General features: G+C 64.3%; 15 protein-coding genes. 12 read left to right on the top strand and 3 right to left on the bottom strand.

The genetic code is table 11. The features are described 5' to 3' along the window. Window position 1: 1 nt before the first annotated feature. From ABLE85_RS04590 to ABLE85_RS04580, 3 genes are all read left to right on the top strand, one after another. Window positions 2–712: an XdhC family protein gene (locus ABLE85_RS04590; protein ID WP_348791532.1), complete on the top strand. Its 711-nt coding sequence runs from the start codon at window positions 2–4 to the stop codon at window positions 710–712. Beyond that, a complete protein-coding gene (locus ABLE85_RS04585) occupies window positions 709–2,322 on the top strand; it encodes a molybdopterin-binding/glycosyltransferase family 2 protein (RefSeq protein ID WP_348791531.1) in 1,614 nt (537 codons plus the stop codon). Before ABLE85_RS04590 ends, ABLE85_RS04585 begins: the two co-directional genes overlap by 4 nt. 62 nt (window positions 2,323–2,384) lie before the next feature. Further along, entirely contained in the window at window positions 2,385–3,236 is an 852-nt protein-coding gene (locus ABLE85_RS04580) for an alpha/beta fold hydrolase (protein ID WP_348792102.1), read from the top strand. Window positions 3,237–3,261: 25 nt separating this feature from the next. Here the strand turns inward: ABLE85_RS04580 and ABLE85_RS04575 are convergent, their stop codons facing one another. Next, window positions 3,262–4,308, bottom strand: a complete 1,047-nt coding sequence (locus ABLE85_RS04575; RefSeq protein ID WP_348791530.1) for a DUF1176 domain-containing protein — start codon at window positions 4,306–4,308, stop codon at window positions 3,262–3,264. Window positions 4,309–4,508: 200 nt separating this feature from the next. Between ABLE85_RS04575 and ABLE85_RS04570 the strand changes: the two genes are divergently transcribed. The 5 genes from ABLE85_RS04570 to ABLE85_RS04550 all read left to right on the top strand — a co-directional run bounded on the left by ABLE85_RS04570 (window position 4,509) and on the right by ABLE85_RS04550 (window position 8,289). Continuing rightward, the gene (locus ABLE85_RS04570; RefSeq protein WP_348791529.1) at window positions 4,509–5,015 is read left to right on the top strand and encodes a hypothetical protein; all 507 of its coding nucleotides are present in this window, start codon (window positions 4,509–4,511) and stop codon (window positions 5,013–5,015) included. Between the two features lie 93 nt (window positions 5,016–5,108). After that, entirely contained in the window at window positions 5,109–6,161 is a 1,053-nt protein-coding gene (locus ABLE85_RS04565) for an aldo/keto reductase (protein WP_348791528.1), read from the top strand. An 83-nt stretch (window positions 6,162–6,244) separates the two neighbouring features. Next, the gene (gene fae / locus ABLE85_RS04560) at window positions 6,245–6,784 is read left to right on the top strand and encodes a formaldehyde-activating enzyme (RefSeq protein WP_348791527.1); all 540 of its coding nucleotides are present in this window, start codon (window positions 6,245–6,247) and stop codon (window positions 6,782–6,784) included. Window positions 6,785–6,990: 206 nt separating this feature from the next. After that, on the top strand, window positions 6,991–7,890 hold the full coding sequence (locus ABLE85_RS04555) for a DMT family transporter (RefSeq protein ID WP_348791526.1): 900 nt from the start codon (window positions 6,991–6,993) through the stop codon (window positions 7,888–7,890). A 108-nt stretch (window positions 7,891–7,998) separates the two neighbouring features. Beyond that, window positions 7,999–8,289 carry a hypothetical protein gene (locus ABLE85_RS04550; RefSeq protein ID WP_348791525.1) on the top strand — a complete coding sequence of 97 codons (291 nt, stop codon included), beginning with the start codon at window positions 7,999–8,001 and terminating at the stop codon, window positions 8,287–8,289. 230 nt (window positions 8,290–8,519) lie between these two features. Here the strand turns inward: ABLE85_RS04550 and ABLE85_RS04545 are convergent, their stop codons facing one another. Both ABLE85_RS04545 and rirA read right to left on the bottom strand, forming a co-directional pair. Next, window positions 8,520–8,834 (bottom strand): antibiotic biosynthesis monooxygenase, encoded by a 315-nt coding sequence (locus ABLE85_RS04545; RefSeq protein ID WP_348791524.1) that lies wholly within the window; start codon window positions 8,832–8,834, stop codon window positions 8,520–8,522. 157 nt (window positions 8,835–8,991) lie between these two features. Continuing rightward, window positions 8,992–9,456 (bottom strand): iron-responsive transcriptional regulator RirA, encoded by a 465-nt coding sequence (gene rirA, locus ABLE85_RS04540; RefSeq protein WP_348791523.1) that lies wholly within the window; start codon window positions 9,454–9,456, stop codon window positions 8,992–8,994. Window positions 9,457–9,805: 349 nt separating this feature from the next. On the opposite strand from rirA, the gene ABLE85_RS04535 reads away from it, so the two are divergent. From ABLE85_RS04535 to ABLE85_RS04520, 4 genes are all read left to right on the top strand, one after another. Beyond that, window positions 9,806–10,396 carry a GNAT family N-acetyltransferase gene (locus ABLE85_RS04535; RefSeq protein ID WP_348791522.1) on the top strand — a complete coding sequence of 197 codons (591 nt, stop codon included), beginning with the start codon at window positions 9,806–9,808 and terminating at the stop codon, window positions 10,394–10,396. A 97-nt stretch (window positions 10,397–10,493) separates the two neighbouring features. Next, a complete protein-coding gene (locus ABLE85_RS04530) occupies window positions 10,494–11,780 on the top strand; it encodes a DUF445 domain-containing protein (protein WP_348791521.1) in 1,287 nt (428 codons plus the stop codon). A gap of 61 nt (window positions 11,781–11,841) precedes the next feature. Further along, window positions 11,842–12,267, top strand: a complete 426-nt coding sequence (phaP, locus tag ABLE85_RS04525) for a TIGR01841 family phasin (protein ID WP_348791520.1) — start codon at window positions 11,842–11,844, stop codon at window positions 12,265–12,267. Window positions 12,268–12,288: 21 nt separating this feature from the next. Further along, entirely contained in the window at window positions 12,289–13,563 is a 1,275-nt protein-coding gene (locus tag ABLE85_RS04520) for an alpha-hydroxy-acid oxidizing protein (RefSeq protein ID WP_348791519.1), read from the top strand. Window positions 13,564–13,625: the final 62 nt, after the last annotated feature.

Here is a 13,625-nt window from a genome sequence, read left to right as displayed (position 1 = left end):
CATGGACCCGCTGCATCTCAAGAAGCTGAACGCCGAACGCCGCGCCCGCCGGGCTGCGATGCTGGTGACCGATCTGGGCGATGGCCGCGACCGTCTCGTGCGGGAAGGCGATGTGGTTGCGGGCGAACTCGGCACCGCCGTTGCCGAGGCTTTCCGCATCGGCACTTCGCGCGTGATCGAGGCGGAAGGGCGTAGTTTTTTCCTCAACGTGCATCTGCCGCAGCCGCGTCTGGTGGTGATCGGCGCGGTTCACATCAGCCAGGCGCTGGCGCCCATGGCGGAGGTGGCCGGCTTTCCGCTGGAGATCATCGACCCGCGCACAGCGTTTGCAACGCCGGAGCGTTTTCCGGATGCCCCCCTGTTCGCCGAATGGCCGGAAGATGTGCTGAAGACGCGCCCGCTCGACAGCTACACGGCGCTGGCCGCGCTGACGCATGACCCCAAGATTGACGATTTCGCGCTGAAGGCGGCGCTCGAGGCCGGCTGCTTCTATGTCGGCGCACTGGGCAGCCGCAAGACCCATGCCAGGCGGGTCGAGCGCCTGATGGCCGCAGGGGCTTCCGCCGAGGAGATAGGCAGGATCCATGCGCCCATCGGTCTCGATATCGGCGCGGCCAGTCCCGCAGAGATCGCGGTTGCCGTCCTTGCACAGGTCATCCGCGCCTTCCGCTCGCGCGGAGAGGCGAGGCAGCCGAAGGGGGAGGCGGCGTGAGATTTGGAGCCGTTCCCATTGATCAGGCAGAAGGGGCAGTGCTGGCGCATTCGCTGACTGCCGGCGGTCGGCGGTTTCGCAAGGCGCATTTGCTGGGGGCCGACGACATCGCCTTCCTGAAGGCCGATGGGATTCGCGAACTCGTCGTCGCCACGCTCGATCCGGGCGATCTGGGCGAGGATCGCGCTGCCGCGCGCATTGCCCGGGCGCTTTCCATTCGCAACATCGAGGTCAAGCCGGCGGCGACCGGCCGTGTCAATCTCCACGCGGAAGCGGCAGGCGTCTTCACGGTCGACAAGGCGCTCGTCGATGCGGTCAACGCCGTCGATCCGGCGATAACGCTGGCCACTGTGCCTGATTATGCCGAGATGCAGGCCGGGCAGATGGTCGCCACCGTGAAGATCATCCCCTTCGCCGTCGCCGGCGAACTGGTGGAGCAGGTGGTGGCGCTGTGCACGGGGCGCGAGGCCTTTGCCATAAAACCGTTCCGCGCGCTGCGCGTGGGCATGATCCAGACAGTTCTGCCTGGAATCAAGGACAGCGTGCTCGACAAGACCTCCGCGATCACGGTCGAGCGTCTGGCGCGCTCGCGAAGCGAGATCACGGAGGAGCGGCGCACGCCGCACGAGACTGCGCCGGTGGCCGAGGCGGTTGAGGCGCTGGTGCGCGACAACGACATGGTCCTGGTGTTCGGCGCCTCGGCCATGTGCGATTTCGAGGACGTCATCCCGGCCGCGATCGCCAAGGCCGGCGGACAGGTCATTCGCGCCGGCATGCCGGTCGATCCGGGCAACCTCCTGGTGATCGGCGAGATCGACGGCAAGCCTGTCATCGGCGCGCCGGGTTGTGCCCGCAGCCCCAAGGAAAACGGTTTCGACTGGGTTCTGGACCGCGTCATCGCAGGCCTCCCCGTCTCAGCCATGGACATCGCCGGCATGGGGGTGGGCGGCCTTCTGATGGAAATCCCGACGCGACCGCAGCCGCGCGAGGCGCGCGAAAAGCCGGCGCCTGTGCGGGTTGGCGTGGTGGTGCTTGCCGCCGGCCGCTCCAGTCGCATGGGCGGCCCCAACAAGCTCATGGCGCTGTTCGGCGACCGGCCGCTGATCCGTCGCACCGCCGAGCGCGCGGTGGCGAGCCACGCGGCGGTTACCGTCGTCGTGACCGGCCATGAACGCGAGCGTGTCGAGGCGGTCCTTGCCGGGCTCGACGTGAAATTCGTCCACAATCCGGACTATGCGACCGGCCTATCGTCGTCGCTCAAGGCGGGGATTGCAGCGCTGCCGGCCGATATTGCGGGCGCCTTGATCGTGCTCGCAGACATGCCGGGCATCACCACCGACGACCTCGACCGCATGGTCGACGCGTTCAAGGCAGCCGGCGGCCGCCCGATCTTGCGCGCCACTCACGAAGGCCGGCGCGGCAATCCGGTGCTGCTGCCCCGTTCGCTGTTTCCTGCGGTTGCAGGCTTGCAGGGCGACACCGGCGCAAGGCATATCGTTGAGGCCGAGGGGGCCAACGTCATCGATGTCGAGATCGGGCCAGGGGCCGTTCTCGACGTCGATACGCGCGACGCGATGGAAAACGCCGGCGGCGCGCTTCAGGACACGTAAGCGGGGACGCAACACGCATGACATTTCCGGTCCGATGGCGCAGGGCCCTGCTGGCAGGGCTGATGACGCTTGCAATGCCTTCGCTGTCGCTGGCGCAGGGACCTGCGCTTGCGCCCTTCAAGGACGACCTTTTTGCCTATCCGGGCATCCTTTCCACAGGCGATGGCGGCGCCTACACGGTGGTCGACTATCGCGAAATGCGCGACATCAACGGGCGCGACCAGATTCCCGAGAGGCGTGTTCAGGGCAAATATGTCTCGACCGGCGTGCGCGGTGTGCAGCAGGACCTTGTGCTCAAGACTGATGCCGGCGACGTCCGCCACTTCGCGGTGGGCACGCAGAAGGGCGCGAAACTGATCGTCATCTACCTGCACGGGCAGGGTGGCAGCCGTAAGCAGGGCGTCGACGACTTCACCTTCGGCGGCAATTTCAACCGGGTGAAGAACCTGATGGCCGAAAATGGCGGCCTTTATCTCTCGCCGGATTTTCCCGATTTCGGCGACAAGGGCACGTCGCAGATCGCCGCGCTCATCGCCCATTACGCTGAAGCGTCGCCGGGCGCGCCTGTCTTCGTCGCCTGCGGCTCGATGGGTGGGGCGCTGTGCTGGAAGCTCGCCGGCGACAAGACGGTGGCGCCGAGGCTTTCTGGCCTGCTGTTGCTCGGCTCGCTGTGGGACGAGAGCTTTTTCACCAGCGCGGCCTTCAAGCGCAAGGTACCGGTGTTCTTTGGGCAGGGCAGCCACGATACGGTGTTCCCGGTCGAGAACCAGGAGGCATTCTTCCGCTCGATCTCGGCCAAATCGCCCGGCTATCCGACACGTTTCGTGCGTTTCGAGACCGGCACGCACGGCACCCCGATCCGGATGACCGACTGGCGCGGCGTTCTGAACTGGATGCTGTCGCTCAAGCAGTGATTTTCTCGCTGCGGACTTCCGAGGATCAGGGCGCCGAGTTGTAGTCCAGAATGGTCTGGGGATCGACGATGCCGTCATAGGTGGCGTCGACGTCGTATTGCACTAGGCTGAAATCGCCGTTGCGGAAAAGCCAGGTGCCGTTCGACGAGGCGTCGCCCTTGGCGCGCCACTTGCCGTTGGAGGTGATGGTGTGGGCCTGCTCGTCATAGGACGAGTTGATCAGAGCGTTCTCGGCGCGGAAGCCGATGATGTTGATGGCCTCGACCGCTCCCTCAGGATTGTTGTTCTCGTAGTGGATGTCGAGTTCGGGCGTGGCGAAGTGGAGTTCGCGCACGCCCCGTGCATCGTCGGCCAGATAGTAGACGTGGATCTGGTTGTAGGCGCCCGCCGTGCAGAAGAAGCGAAACAACCGCGCCTTGCGCTCGGGGCCGGCCGCACCTTCCTGGCTGTCATGATAGGTGATCGTGTAGTCTTCCGGCTTGATGGCGTCTTCCGGCTGTCCCGGCGCCAGCGAATTGCATTGTTCGACATGCGTAGCGGCAAAGGCGGCCTTGGCCTGTTCGAGTACCGTGTCCTTCGGGGCAGGTGCCGGTACGTCACCGCAGCTTGCGGGCAGGGATTCCTCCAGCGGCTTGTCGCTCGCCTTCAGATCGCCCTTCTCGATGTGAAGTCCCACGAAGGGCGGCTCGGCCTGGAGTTGCGGATTGGCGAGCCGCGCCGTGTAGCAGCCTGCAAAGACTTTCTCGCCACCTTCCTTCGCGCGAGCGAGGACGGCGACGGGGACGTAGTAATACACGCTTCCGGCGGCGCCCTCGGAACCAGCCTCGCCAACGACGACGCGCACTTCCTCCGTATCCTTGAGGCCATCGACAAAATCCTGGAAGTCCTGGGTGGGCTTTGCCTCGCCGAAATAGCTCCAGGCGCGCGCATATTCGTGCCGGCTCACCGCGTTGTAGAACGAGCGCACCAGCGAGGTGGCGTCCGAACGGTTGTCCAGATAAGCCGGCTCGGCGGCCAGTGCGGCGCTGCAGGCCATGGTCGAGGCCGTAACGGCTGGCAGAAGTCGTTTCATTGCGCGAAGCCCTTCGATTCGATTGATCAGTACTTCCGGCGGAATACGGCAGGGTCGTGACGTTCAAGTCCTTACGGACGGTTCGGTGGACGAATGATCTGACCCTAAATTTCTTCTCGCGGCGCCAAGTCATTTTTAACGAGCGCTGGATAGTGTCGGGGCGCATGCCGGTCGTTCAGTGACGGCGCAAGGGGGCTGTCTTGGGGACCAACACCGATCGCGATTTCGCTTCGCTGCTAGACGACCTCTTCGTCGCCCATGCGCGGTCTGAGGAAATCTCGCCCAAGCCATCGATTCCGTTCGACTATCTGTCTGTAGCCGACGAGCTCTATTCAGGCCGGATCAAGGTCACCAGCGATGCAGGTGCAGCCGAATATCGCGAGGCGAGCGAGAACTTCGAGGCCGGCTTTGCGGCCCTGCTTGCCAGTCTCGACGCTCTTGCCGCAGAACGTGCGGAGGCCGCCGAACGGGTCGAAGCGGAGGAGGAGCTTCCTTCGGTCGACCCCGAGGCGATCGCCCGCGAATTGGATCTGGCCACGGCCAAGGCAAGCGCCGATTTCAGCAGGCTGCGGCGAATCTTCGCCTTCCACAATCATCCCGACCGCGTCGCGCCGCATCTGCGCCAGCGCGCCATGGTGCGCATGCAGGTCGCCAACATGCTGATCGACGACGCCAAGCGGCGCGCTGCCAAGGCGCCCAAGCGCTAAGCGATCCTCGCACTGGAGTGCCCGCCGATCATCGGTTATGCAGCGACTCGTTTCCTGCGCGGCCGCGCGCCGTTTCCAGTTCGGAGATTTTCCATGCAGCAGCGCCGCATTGGCCGCACCGATCTTTCCGTCTCGAAGATCTGCCTCGGCACCATGACCTGGGGCCAGCAGAACACGGAGGCCGAAGGCCACGCACAGATGGACCTTGCCTTGTCGCGTGGGGTCAATTTCCTCGATACCGCCGAGATGTACCCGATCCCGCCGAAGGCGGAGACGCAAGGCCGCACCGAGGCCTATATCGGCAACTGGATGAAGGCGCGCGGCAACCGCGACCGCGTGGTTCTGGCCTCCAAGGTTGTCGGCCGCACCGACAGTGACTGGTATCGCGACGGTCGCCCGTCGAAGCTGGTGCGCGCCGACATTGTCGACGCCATCGACAAGTCGCTTCGCAGGCTCCAGACCGACTATATCGATCTCTACCAGATCCATTTCCCCGAACGGCCTATCGCCTGGGGTGCCAACCCGACGCGCGTGGGCACGGCGCCGGCCGAACGCCTGGCCGACGAAACGTCCATCGCCGAGACGCTCGCCGTCTTTGGCGAGCTGGTGAAGGCCGGCAAGATCCGGCATTTCGGTGTTTCCAACGAGAGTTCCTGGGGCATCATGCGCTTCATCGCTGAAAGCGAACGGGGCGCAGGGCCGCGCGTCGCTTCGGTCCAGAACGCCTACAATCTCGTCAATCGCACATTCGAGGTGAATCTCGCCGAGGTGTGCGACCGCGAGGAGATCGGCCTGCTTGCCTATTCGCCGCTGGCGCAGGGCTACCTGACCGGCAAGTACGACCACGGCGTCCGGCCGGAAGGCGCACGCTCCACGCTGTTCGATCGCGGCCAGCGCTACCAGAAGCCCCAGGCAGCGGAAGCCCTCCTTGCCTACAACGAGCTCGCGCGCAGCTTCGGCATGGAGCCGGCGCTCTTCGCCAATGCCTATGTCACCAGCCGCTGGTTCGTCACCTCCAACATCATCGGCGCGACCTCTTTGTCGCAGCTGGAAGTTGCGCTCAATTCGGCCGAGGTGGCGTGGACCGAAGAGATGCAGACGGCGGTCGATGACATCCACCAGCGTGTCGGCAATCCCTGTCCGTAATCGCCACGACAGGTCGCTTTGATAACTGGACCCTGCAGGTGGACCTCGCTAAGGTCCGCGCGGAAGTGAGGAAAGGATTGAGCATGACTGATATTTGGTTTCGCACGGGCGAGGCGACGGTGCTGGCAGCGGAAGGGCAGGCGACGGACGCCATGCCCGAGGTTCTGATCGGCTCCGTCAGGGGACCCGTGGGGCAGGCATTCGCCTCGATGATGGGGCAGGTGAAGGGCCACACGCGCATGTTCGTGGTGCGCGACCTCAACCAGCTCGTGCGCCCGGCCACGATGATGACCACCAAGGTCACCATCAAGAACATGGCCTATGCGGAACTGCTCGGCGGCGTCGTGCAGGCGGCTACCGGCGATGCCATCGTCGACTGCCTTGCCGAGGGCATCCTGCCCAAGGACGAGGCCGACGAGCTGTGCATGATCATCATGATCTGGCTAGATCCGCGCTGCGCCGAGGACGAGAACCTCGACAAGAAGGATCTCTATCGCACCAACTACGAGGCGACGAAGCTTGCCATCTCGCGCGCGATGACTGGCAAGCCGACGGTCGACGAGTTGATCGCCAACCGCAAGACGGTCAAGCACTACGCGCTCGAGGACGTGATCGACTACTGAGCCGAAAGGCTGTAAGTCCTCGCGAATGAGTAGGCATGGATTTGCGAAGGCGCCGCATGAGCGGCGTCTTCTTTCTTTTGGACGATGCCGCCTCTCGGCTCTGGCCCTCCGCTTTGGCGGGCTTGGCCGAGCCTCCCTCGGCGAGACCGCGCTAGTTGGTGGCCGGTCATCATCGGCCGGCACCTAATTCGACGAGTTTTGTTCCCATGAGCGCAGTCACCGCAACAAGCGCCAAGCCCGCTTCCCAACGCCTGGCGCTGGCAGCCCTCGTGCTCGGTGGCTTCACCATCGGTTGTTCGCCGATATTCGTGCGCGTTTCGGAGGTCGGGCCGCTGGCGACCGGATTCTGGCGCGTGGCGCTGGCACTCCTGCCGCTGATGGCCTGGTCGGGGGCGACATCGTCTTCCCGCGCGCAGGCGATGCGGCCGGCCAGCCTGTCGGAATGCCTGGCGCTGATTGTCCCCGGCGTGATGCTGGCAGGCGACCTGGTGGCGTGGCACCTCTCGCTGCACATGACGTCGGTGGCCAACGCCACGCTGTTCACCAACATGGCTCCGATCTTCGTGACCCTTGGAAGCTGGCTGCTTTTCCGCACGCCCATCAGCCGCGTCTTCCTGACCGGCCTGGCGCTGTCGATGGTCGGGGTCGTGGTCCTCAAGGGGGGCGACGGGCCGTCGGCCGACGGCAATCTCGCCGGCGATGCAACGGCGCTCGTGGCGTCCATTTTCTATGCCGGCTACCTGTTGTCACTGGCACGGCTGCGCAGCCGCTTCTCGACGCTGACCGCCATGCTGTGGACGACGGTATCGGCCGGAATCTGCCTGCTGCCCATCGCGCTTTTCATGGAAAGCAGTTTTATCCCGCTCACCTTCTACGGTTGGGCCATCCTGTTGGGGCTTGGCTGGTTTACCCATGCCAGCGGGCAGGGGCTGATCATTTATGCGCTGGCCTGGCTGCCGCCGGCATTCTCATCGCTGACCCTGCTGATCCAACCGGTCGTGGCCGCGGTCCTGGCGTGGATTCTTCTGAGTGAGCCGCTCGGCGCGGCGCAGGTGCTGGGTGGCATCGTCGTTCTTGCCGGCATCTTCGTCGCGCGGCGCGGATAGCGCCGGCACTTTGTCGTCCGGTGACGGATGCCATCCGGAATGCTATTGCGTTGCCGGCAGGACAGGCGACAGAATGGCGCTCCGCGTTTGAACCGGACGCAAGGCCCAATGATGAACCATCACGTCCTGGTCGGCTGCTACCCGATACCGTGTTTCGGCGGCATACCGAACCACAATTTTCTGGTCTGGACCGACGCGAGCGGCACGCCGCTGTTCGAGATCAACGGCGGGGCGGTCAATCCGGACGGCAGCTTCAACTATCGCGCAATCGTCGGCCGGCTGACGGCCGTGGAGACGGATTATGCCCGCCACGATCCTGTTCGTTATCCCGAATTCTATCTGCGCCCGACATCCCGCTCGTTGCTGCTGCTCGAGGCAAGTCCGGACGAGATTGCATGACGCTGGGAGGCAGGCCTGGAAGCCGTGAGGCGCATTGCAGGCCAGGGTCTGCGCTATTCGCTCCTGACCCAGAACAGCAATTCTGTTGCCACCGCCGTCGCCGGCAGCATGGAGCTTCCCCTGCCGCCATCCGCCCTCGGCATGCTTCGTGCGCCGGGCGGCCGCAGGCGGCTGGCTCACGCCTCAGCAGGTGAACAGTCGCCGAAGCGCGGCAGCATGTCAGGGATGTCTCATGCGCCTTCGACGACCGAAAAACCTTCGAACTGAGGGGAGCCTATATAGAGCGGCTTGTTTGAGCCGGCGTTCTTGTGCGCGGCGCGGAAATTCTCCGATTTCGTCCAGGCGAGGAAGTCTTCCTGACTCTCCCAGACCGCGTGCGATGCGAACAACGTATAGCCTTCCGCTTCGTTGATCGGCCCGCGCAGAAGGTGGAACTCGCGAAAACCCTTCATCTCCGAGAGCGCGGAATCGCGGTTTCTCCAGACGCTCTCGAAGGCTTCCTCCGAACCCTTCTGCACCTTGAAGCGGTTCATGGCGATATACATGTCGTTTTCCTTTCACATGGGCGGGTCAGGTTCTTGTTTCGGCTCAGCGGGTGAAAGGCGAGCAGCATGGTGGCGGTTCAGAACTCGCATTCGCCCTCAAATCAAAAAGGCCGCGCCCAGAAGGTCGCGGCCTTTGCTTTTCCAGCGATCGGTTGGCTTACGCAGCCGGTGCGCGGCGGTCGGCAAGCTCATCAATACCGAGCAGCGCGCGGACATTGGGTCGCGCCTTCACCAGATCGTCGATCGTATGCTTGGCGAGCACCGCGAAGAAGGCGTTCAGCGCTTCGCGCAGGGCCGAGTTCAGGCCGCAGCTGTCGATGAGCGGGCATTCTGCCGCATCGTTTTCGAAGCATTCGGCCATGGCGAAATTCTCTTCCGTCACGCGCACGACGTCGAACAGGGTGATCTTGTCGGCCGGGCGGCCGAGCCGCACGCCGCCGTGGCGCCCGCGAACGGTCTCCACCAGGCCGTGTTCGACCAGGGGCTGCAAGATCTTGAACAGGAACAGCTCCGACACCGAATATGCCTGCGCAATCTCGGGGATCCGGCTGAGCCGGTCGTTGTTGGCGGCGCAATACATCAGGATGCGTATCGCGTAATTGGTCTGGCGGGTGAGCCGCATGGTGGTTCCTTCGCGAATGCTGGCCGGGGCATGGACGCAGAACGCGACCGTAGAAGGGTCCAGCACTATATCGACTCGATCCGGAGGATCGCTTCGTTCACCCCGAATATGGCGTGCGGTTTGGATTAATTCCAGATTGGTAACGACGATACTTTCCGTGGCTTGTCAAGTTATGGTGCCGTTGCCGCCACGGCGACCACAAAAGGCCGTGGTCGGGGCGTGCTCTCGGCGACAGAGATCCATGCAATTGACTTTTACGTAAGAAAAGCTTGCATTTCGTGTTGCAGTGCACAATATACGCGGCGTCAAGAGTCGTAGACTCGCGGGAGGAGCCCACGAGGAACACGACATGCAGAAATCTGCATCCAACGCCGTCCCGCTCACGGGCATCATACGGCAACTCAGGCCTTCGGACCTGCCACGCTTTCGCGATCACCTGCTGCGTCTCGACACGGCAAGCCGGCGCGACCGCTTCAACGGCTTTGCGGACGATAATTTTGTCTCAACCTATGCCGACCGCTGCTTTGCCAAGGGCACCACTGTCATCGGCTATGTCGAGGACGATCAGGTTCTGGGCGCAGCCGAATTGCATGAGCGACCGGAAATCGACGAGCCGACGGGCGAGATCGCGTTCAGCGTCGAGCGGCCGCTTCAGCACCGCGGCATCGGCGGCCGCCTGTTCGAGCGGCTGATCGGGAATGCGCGCTGGCTGGGCTACACGAGGCTCCTGGTCACCACCCATCCGCAGAACGAGGCGATGAAGGCGCTGGCGCGAAGGTTCCATGCGTCGCTCTCTTTTGATGCCGGCGAGACGGTCGGCGTCATAGAACTCGAACCGCCGGCACCTGCATTTACCAAGGCAGCTTCCGACCCTTTCGGGACGGCTAGGCGGGCTGGCGTCCCGGTGATGCCGCCCGCCGTGGTCCTTATGCATTCCTGAGCCTGGGGCCCAGGATGGCCTGAGCGCTGCTACCAGGGCAGGTGGCACAGCCTGAAGCGAATGCTAGTCTAGCTTTCATTCGCCACCGGGACCGCCCATGCCATCCGAGAATACCATCGCTACCGGCTTTCGCGACGATGCGGCCAAGCTCGCAGCACTCCGGCGCACCAAGCTCATCGCCACCGGCGCGCTGTGCCTGTGCGTGATCGTGTTTGCGGTCGCGAAGCTGTTCCAGCCGCGCTATCCGTGGCTGGGCTTCGTTGCGGCATTCGCCGAGGCCGCCACGATCGGCGGCCTGGCCGACTGGTACGCGGTGGTGGCGCTGTTCAAGCGGCCGCTCGGCCTGCCCATCCCCCACACCGCCATCATTCCCGCCAACCAGAACCGCATCGCCGATAATCTCGGCCGCTTCATCGAGGTCAACTTCCTGGCGCCCGGCCCGGTGCGTGAGAAGCTGAACGAGGTGGATTTCGCCGCGCTCGTGGCCGACTGGCTGTCCGACCTGCAACGCGCTGAGGCGCTGTCGCGCTTCGTAGCGCGGCTCGTGCCGCAGACGCTTGCGGCGATCGACCGTTCCGGCCTTCGGAACCTCGTGGCTGAACGCATGGTGGCCGAACTCGACAAGGTGCGGGTTGCGCCCCTTGCGGCCGAACTGTTGTCAGCCTTCACGGAGGATCGCCGGCATCAGAAGCTGTTCGACCAGTTCACCAGGATAGTCGGCCGCTTCCTGTCCGACGAGGAAGCGCTGACGGCCATGCGCGAAAAGATCCGCAAGGAGCTGCCCTCGCTGTTCAATTTGTTCCGCGCCGACGCTTATCTCCTGAAGAAGATCGTCGCTTCCGCCGGCTCTCTCTTGGAGGAGGTGCGCCATGATCCCGACCATCCGATGCGGCATGAATTCGACCGCTTCGTACACAAATTCATAGGCGACCTGCGCACTTCCAGAGCCTATGCCCGCCGCGCCGAGGCGATGAAGCGAGACTTCCTCGCGCGGCCCGAACTCAGGGCGATCGCCGGCGACGTGTGGGAAAGCCTGCGCAGCCTGATCGAGCAGGACGCGGCAGCAGAAGACTCGAAGATCCGCGCCCATCTAGCCGGCATGTTCGTCGAAGTCGGCCGCAATCTCGCTCATGACGAGGCGATCCGCGCCGACATGAACCAGGGTTTCGTCGTGGCGCTGGCCGCTTTCGTCGAAAGCCAGAAGAGCGGCGTCTCCGGCTTCATCGCCGACCAGGTCAAGCGCTGGGATCTGGCGCAGTTGACTCGTTTGATGGAAATGAACATCGGCCGTGACCTGCAATATATCCGCTTCAACGGCATGCTGATCGGCGGCATGGCCGGGTTGGCTCTCTACGTGGGCGAACTACTCCTCCTGGCGAATTGACCTTCGTCCTCGGGCCTCTATTCTGACTGACAGCTCCGCCGGAGCACAGAGGAGGACAGGAATGGCCAAGAAACCCGAGTCCGACAATTTCACCGACATGTTCAGCCAGCTTGGCGATGCATTGAAGATGCCGCGCGTCGATGTCGACGCCATCCTCGATCACAACCGCCGCAACCTCGAGGCTCTGCAGAAGGCAGCCAGCGCCTCGGCAACTGGCGCGGCAGAACTGATGAGCAAGCAGCGTGAGATTTTCCAGGAGACGCTGCGGGAGATTACCGACATGGGCCAAAGCTTCCGCGCAGGAAATCCGCAGGAAATGATGACCAAGCAGGCGGAGCTTGCCCGCCACTCCTTCGAGGCCGCCGTAAAGAATGCCGGCGAAGCCGCTGATATCGTCAGGAAGTCCGGCACCGAATCTTTCGACATACTGCGTCAGCGCATCCACGATGCGATGGAGGAAATCCGTCGCGGCTACGAAAAGAAATAGCGTTGGCCTGAGGGGGGAACGATGGACAACCAACCGGCCGGCATGCTGCCGGCTGCTGCGCCAGGTCGACTGCGCCAGACCGAGATTTACGTTACGGGCGTCGGTGGCGCACGGCCGTGCATACCCGTTGCGCCGGACGAACTGGAACGGCGCGCGATGCGGTCGATTAGAGTCCAGACTGCCGCCTATGTGGTCGGCGGGGCGGGGATGGAGGCGACCATGCGCGCGAACCGCGCCGCCTTCGAGCGCCGTTCATTCGTGCCGCGCGTGCTGCGCGACGTTTCCCGCCGTGATCTCTCCGTGACGCTGTTCGGGCGCAGCCACCGCGCGCCGATCCTGCTTGCTCCGGTCGGCGTTCTCGAGATGGCGCACCCGCAGGCCGACCTTGCCGTGGCGCGCGCCGCGGCGGCGGAGGGGATCGGATACATCTTTTCCAATCAGGCCTCGGTGCCGATGGAGACCTGCGCGGCCGCGATGGGCGAGGCGCCGCGCTGGTTCCAGCTTTACTGGTCGAGCGACGATGAATTCGTGCGTTCGCTCGTGACACGCGCCGAGAAATGCGGCTGCGAGGCCATTGTCGTGACGCTCGACACCACCTTGCTCGGGTGGCGGCCGCGCGACCTCGATCTTGCCTATCTGCCATTCCTGCGCGGGCTGGGGCTGGCGCAGTATCTGAGCGATCCGGTGTTTCGCCGGCAGATCCCGGCCAGCCCACCCGAAACCGGCTTCCGGCCACGTGGGCTCGGCATCATCGGGGCGGCCCTCAGCATGCGCCGGAAGGGCAAGGAATTCGACCTGCCCATGGGCAGGATGCGCGCGGCCGTCGCGCATTTCACGCAGACCTATTCGCGGCCCGATCTCTGCTGGAGCGACATCGCCCGCCTGCGCGAAATGACCAGACTGCCGATCCTGCTCAAGGGCGTGCGCCATGCGGACGACGCGAAAGCGGCGCGCGAACACGGCGTCGACGGCATCGTCGTTTCCAATCACGGCGGCCGCCAGGTCGACGGCGAGACGGCGACCCTCGACGCGCTGTCGGCGGTGGTGGTGGCCGCGGGCGACATGCCGGTGCTGTTCGATTCCGGCATCCGCTCGGGCGCCGACGTTGCCAAGGCTCTGGCATTGGGTGCGCGCGCCGTGCTGGTCGGACGGCCGTATGTCTATGGCCTTGCGCTGGCCGGGGAGGCGGGGGTGCGCGAGGTCATCCGCAACGTCGTGGGGGAATTCGACCTGACGCTTGCACTCTGTGGCCTGACGCGGGCTGGCGACCTCGATGCGGCGTGCCTGGCTCGCTGATGCGCTGCGGCTCGTGTCGCCGGCATGACGCAGCGTCAAAAAGAAGCGAGCGCGGAGACTTG

This window comes from Mesorhizobium sp. KR1-2, assembly GCF_040045035.1.
Taxonomy (GTDB): Bacteria; Pseudomonadota; Alphaproteobacteria; order Rhizobiales; family Rhizobiaceae; genus Pseudaminobacter.
This window is presented reverse-complemented; position numbering and strand designations above follow the sequence as displayed.

What these genes read in the sequence shown, in the direction of transcription:
- ABLE85_RS04590 (WP_348791532.1), top strand. Translation starts at nt 2, where the DNA reads ATGGACCCGCTGCATCTCAAGAAGCTGAACGCCGAACGCCGCGCCCGC.
- ABLE85_RS04580 (WP_348792102.1), top strand. Translation starts at nt 2,385, where the DNA reads ATGACGCTTGCAATGCCTTCGCTGTCGCTGGCGCAGGGACCTGCGCTT.
- ABLE85_RS04575 (WP_348791530.1), bottom strand. Translation starts at nt 4,308, where the DNA reads ATGAAACGACTTCTGCCAGCCGTTACGGCCTCGACCATGGCCTGCAGC.
- ABLE85_RS04565 (WP_348791528.1), top strand. Translation starts at nt 5,109, where the DNA reads ATGCAGCAGCGCCGCATTGGCCGCACCGATCTTTCCGTCTCGAAGATC.
- fae (WP_348791527.1), top strand. Translation starts at nt 6,245, where the DNA reads ATGACTGATATTTGGTTTCGCACGGGCGAGGCGACGGTGCTGGCAGCG.
- ABLE85_RS04555 (WP_348791526.1), top strand. Translation starts at nt 6,991, where the DNA reads ATGAGCGCAGTCACCGCAACAAGCGCCAAGCCCGCTTCCCAACGCCTG.
- ABLE85_RS04550 (WP_348791525.1), top strand. Translation starts at nt 7,999, where the DNA reads ATGATGAACCATCACGTCCTGGTCGGCTGCTACCCGATACCGTGTTTC.
- ABLE85_RS04545 (WP_348791524.1), bottom strand. Translation starts at nt 8,834, where the DNA reads ATGTATATCGCCATGAACCGCTTCAAGGTGCAGAAGGGTTCGGAGGAA.
- rirA (WP_348791523.1), bottom strand. Translation starts at nt 9,456, where the DNA reads ATGCGGCTCACCCGCCAGACCAATTACGCGATACGCATCCTGATGTAT.
- ABLE85_RS04535 (WP_348791522.1), top strand. Translation starts at nt 9,806, where the DNA reads ATGCAGAAATCTGCATCCAACGCCGTCCCGCTCACGGGCATCATACGG.
- ABLE85_RS04530 (WP_348791521.1), top strand. Translation starts at nt 10,494, where the DNA reads ATGCCATCCGAGAATACCATCGCTACCGGCTTTCGCGACGATGCGGCC.
- phaP (WP_348791520.1), top strand. Translation starts at nt 11,842, where the DNA reads ATGGCCAAGAAACCCGAGTCCGACAATTTCACCGACATGTTCAGCCAG.
- ABLE85_RS04520 (WP_348791519.1), top strand. Translation starts at nt 12,289, where the DNA reads ATGGACAACCAACCGGCCGGCATGCTGCCGGCTGCTGCGCCAGGTCGA.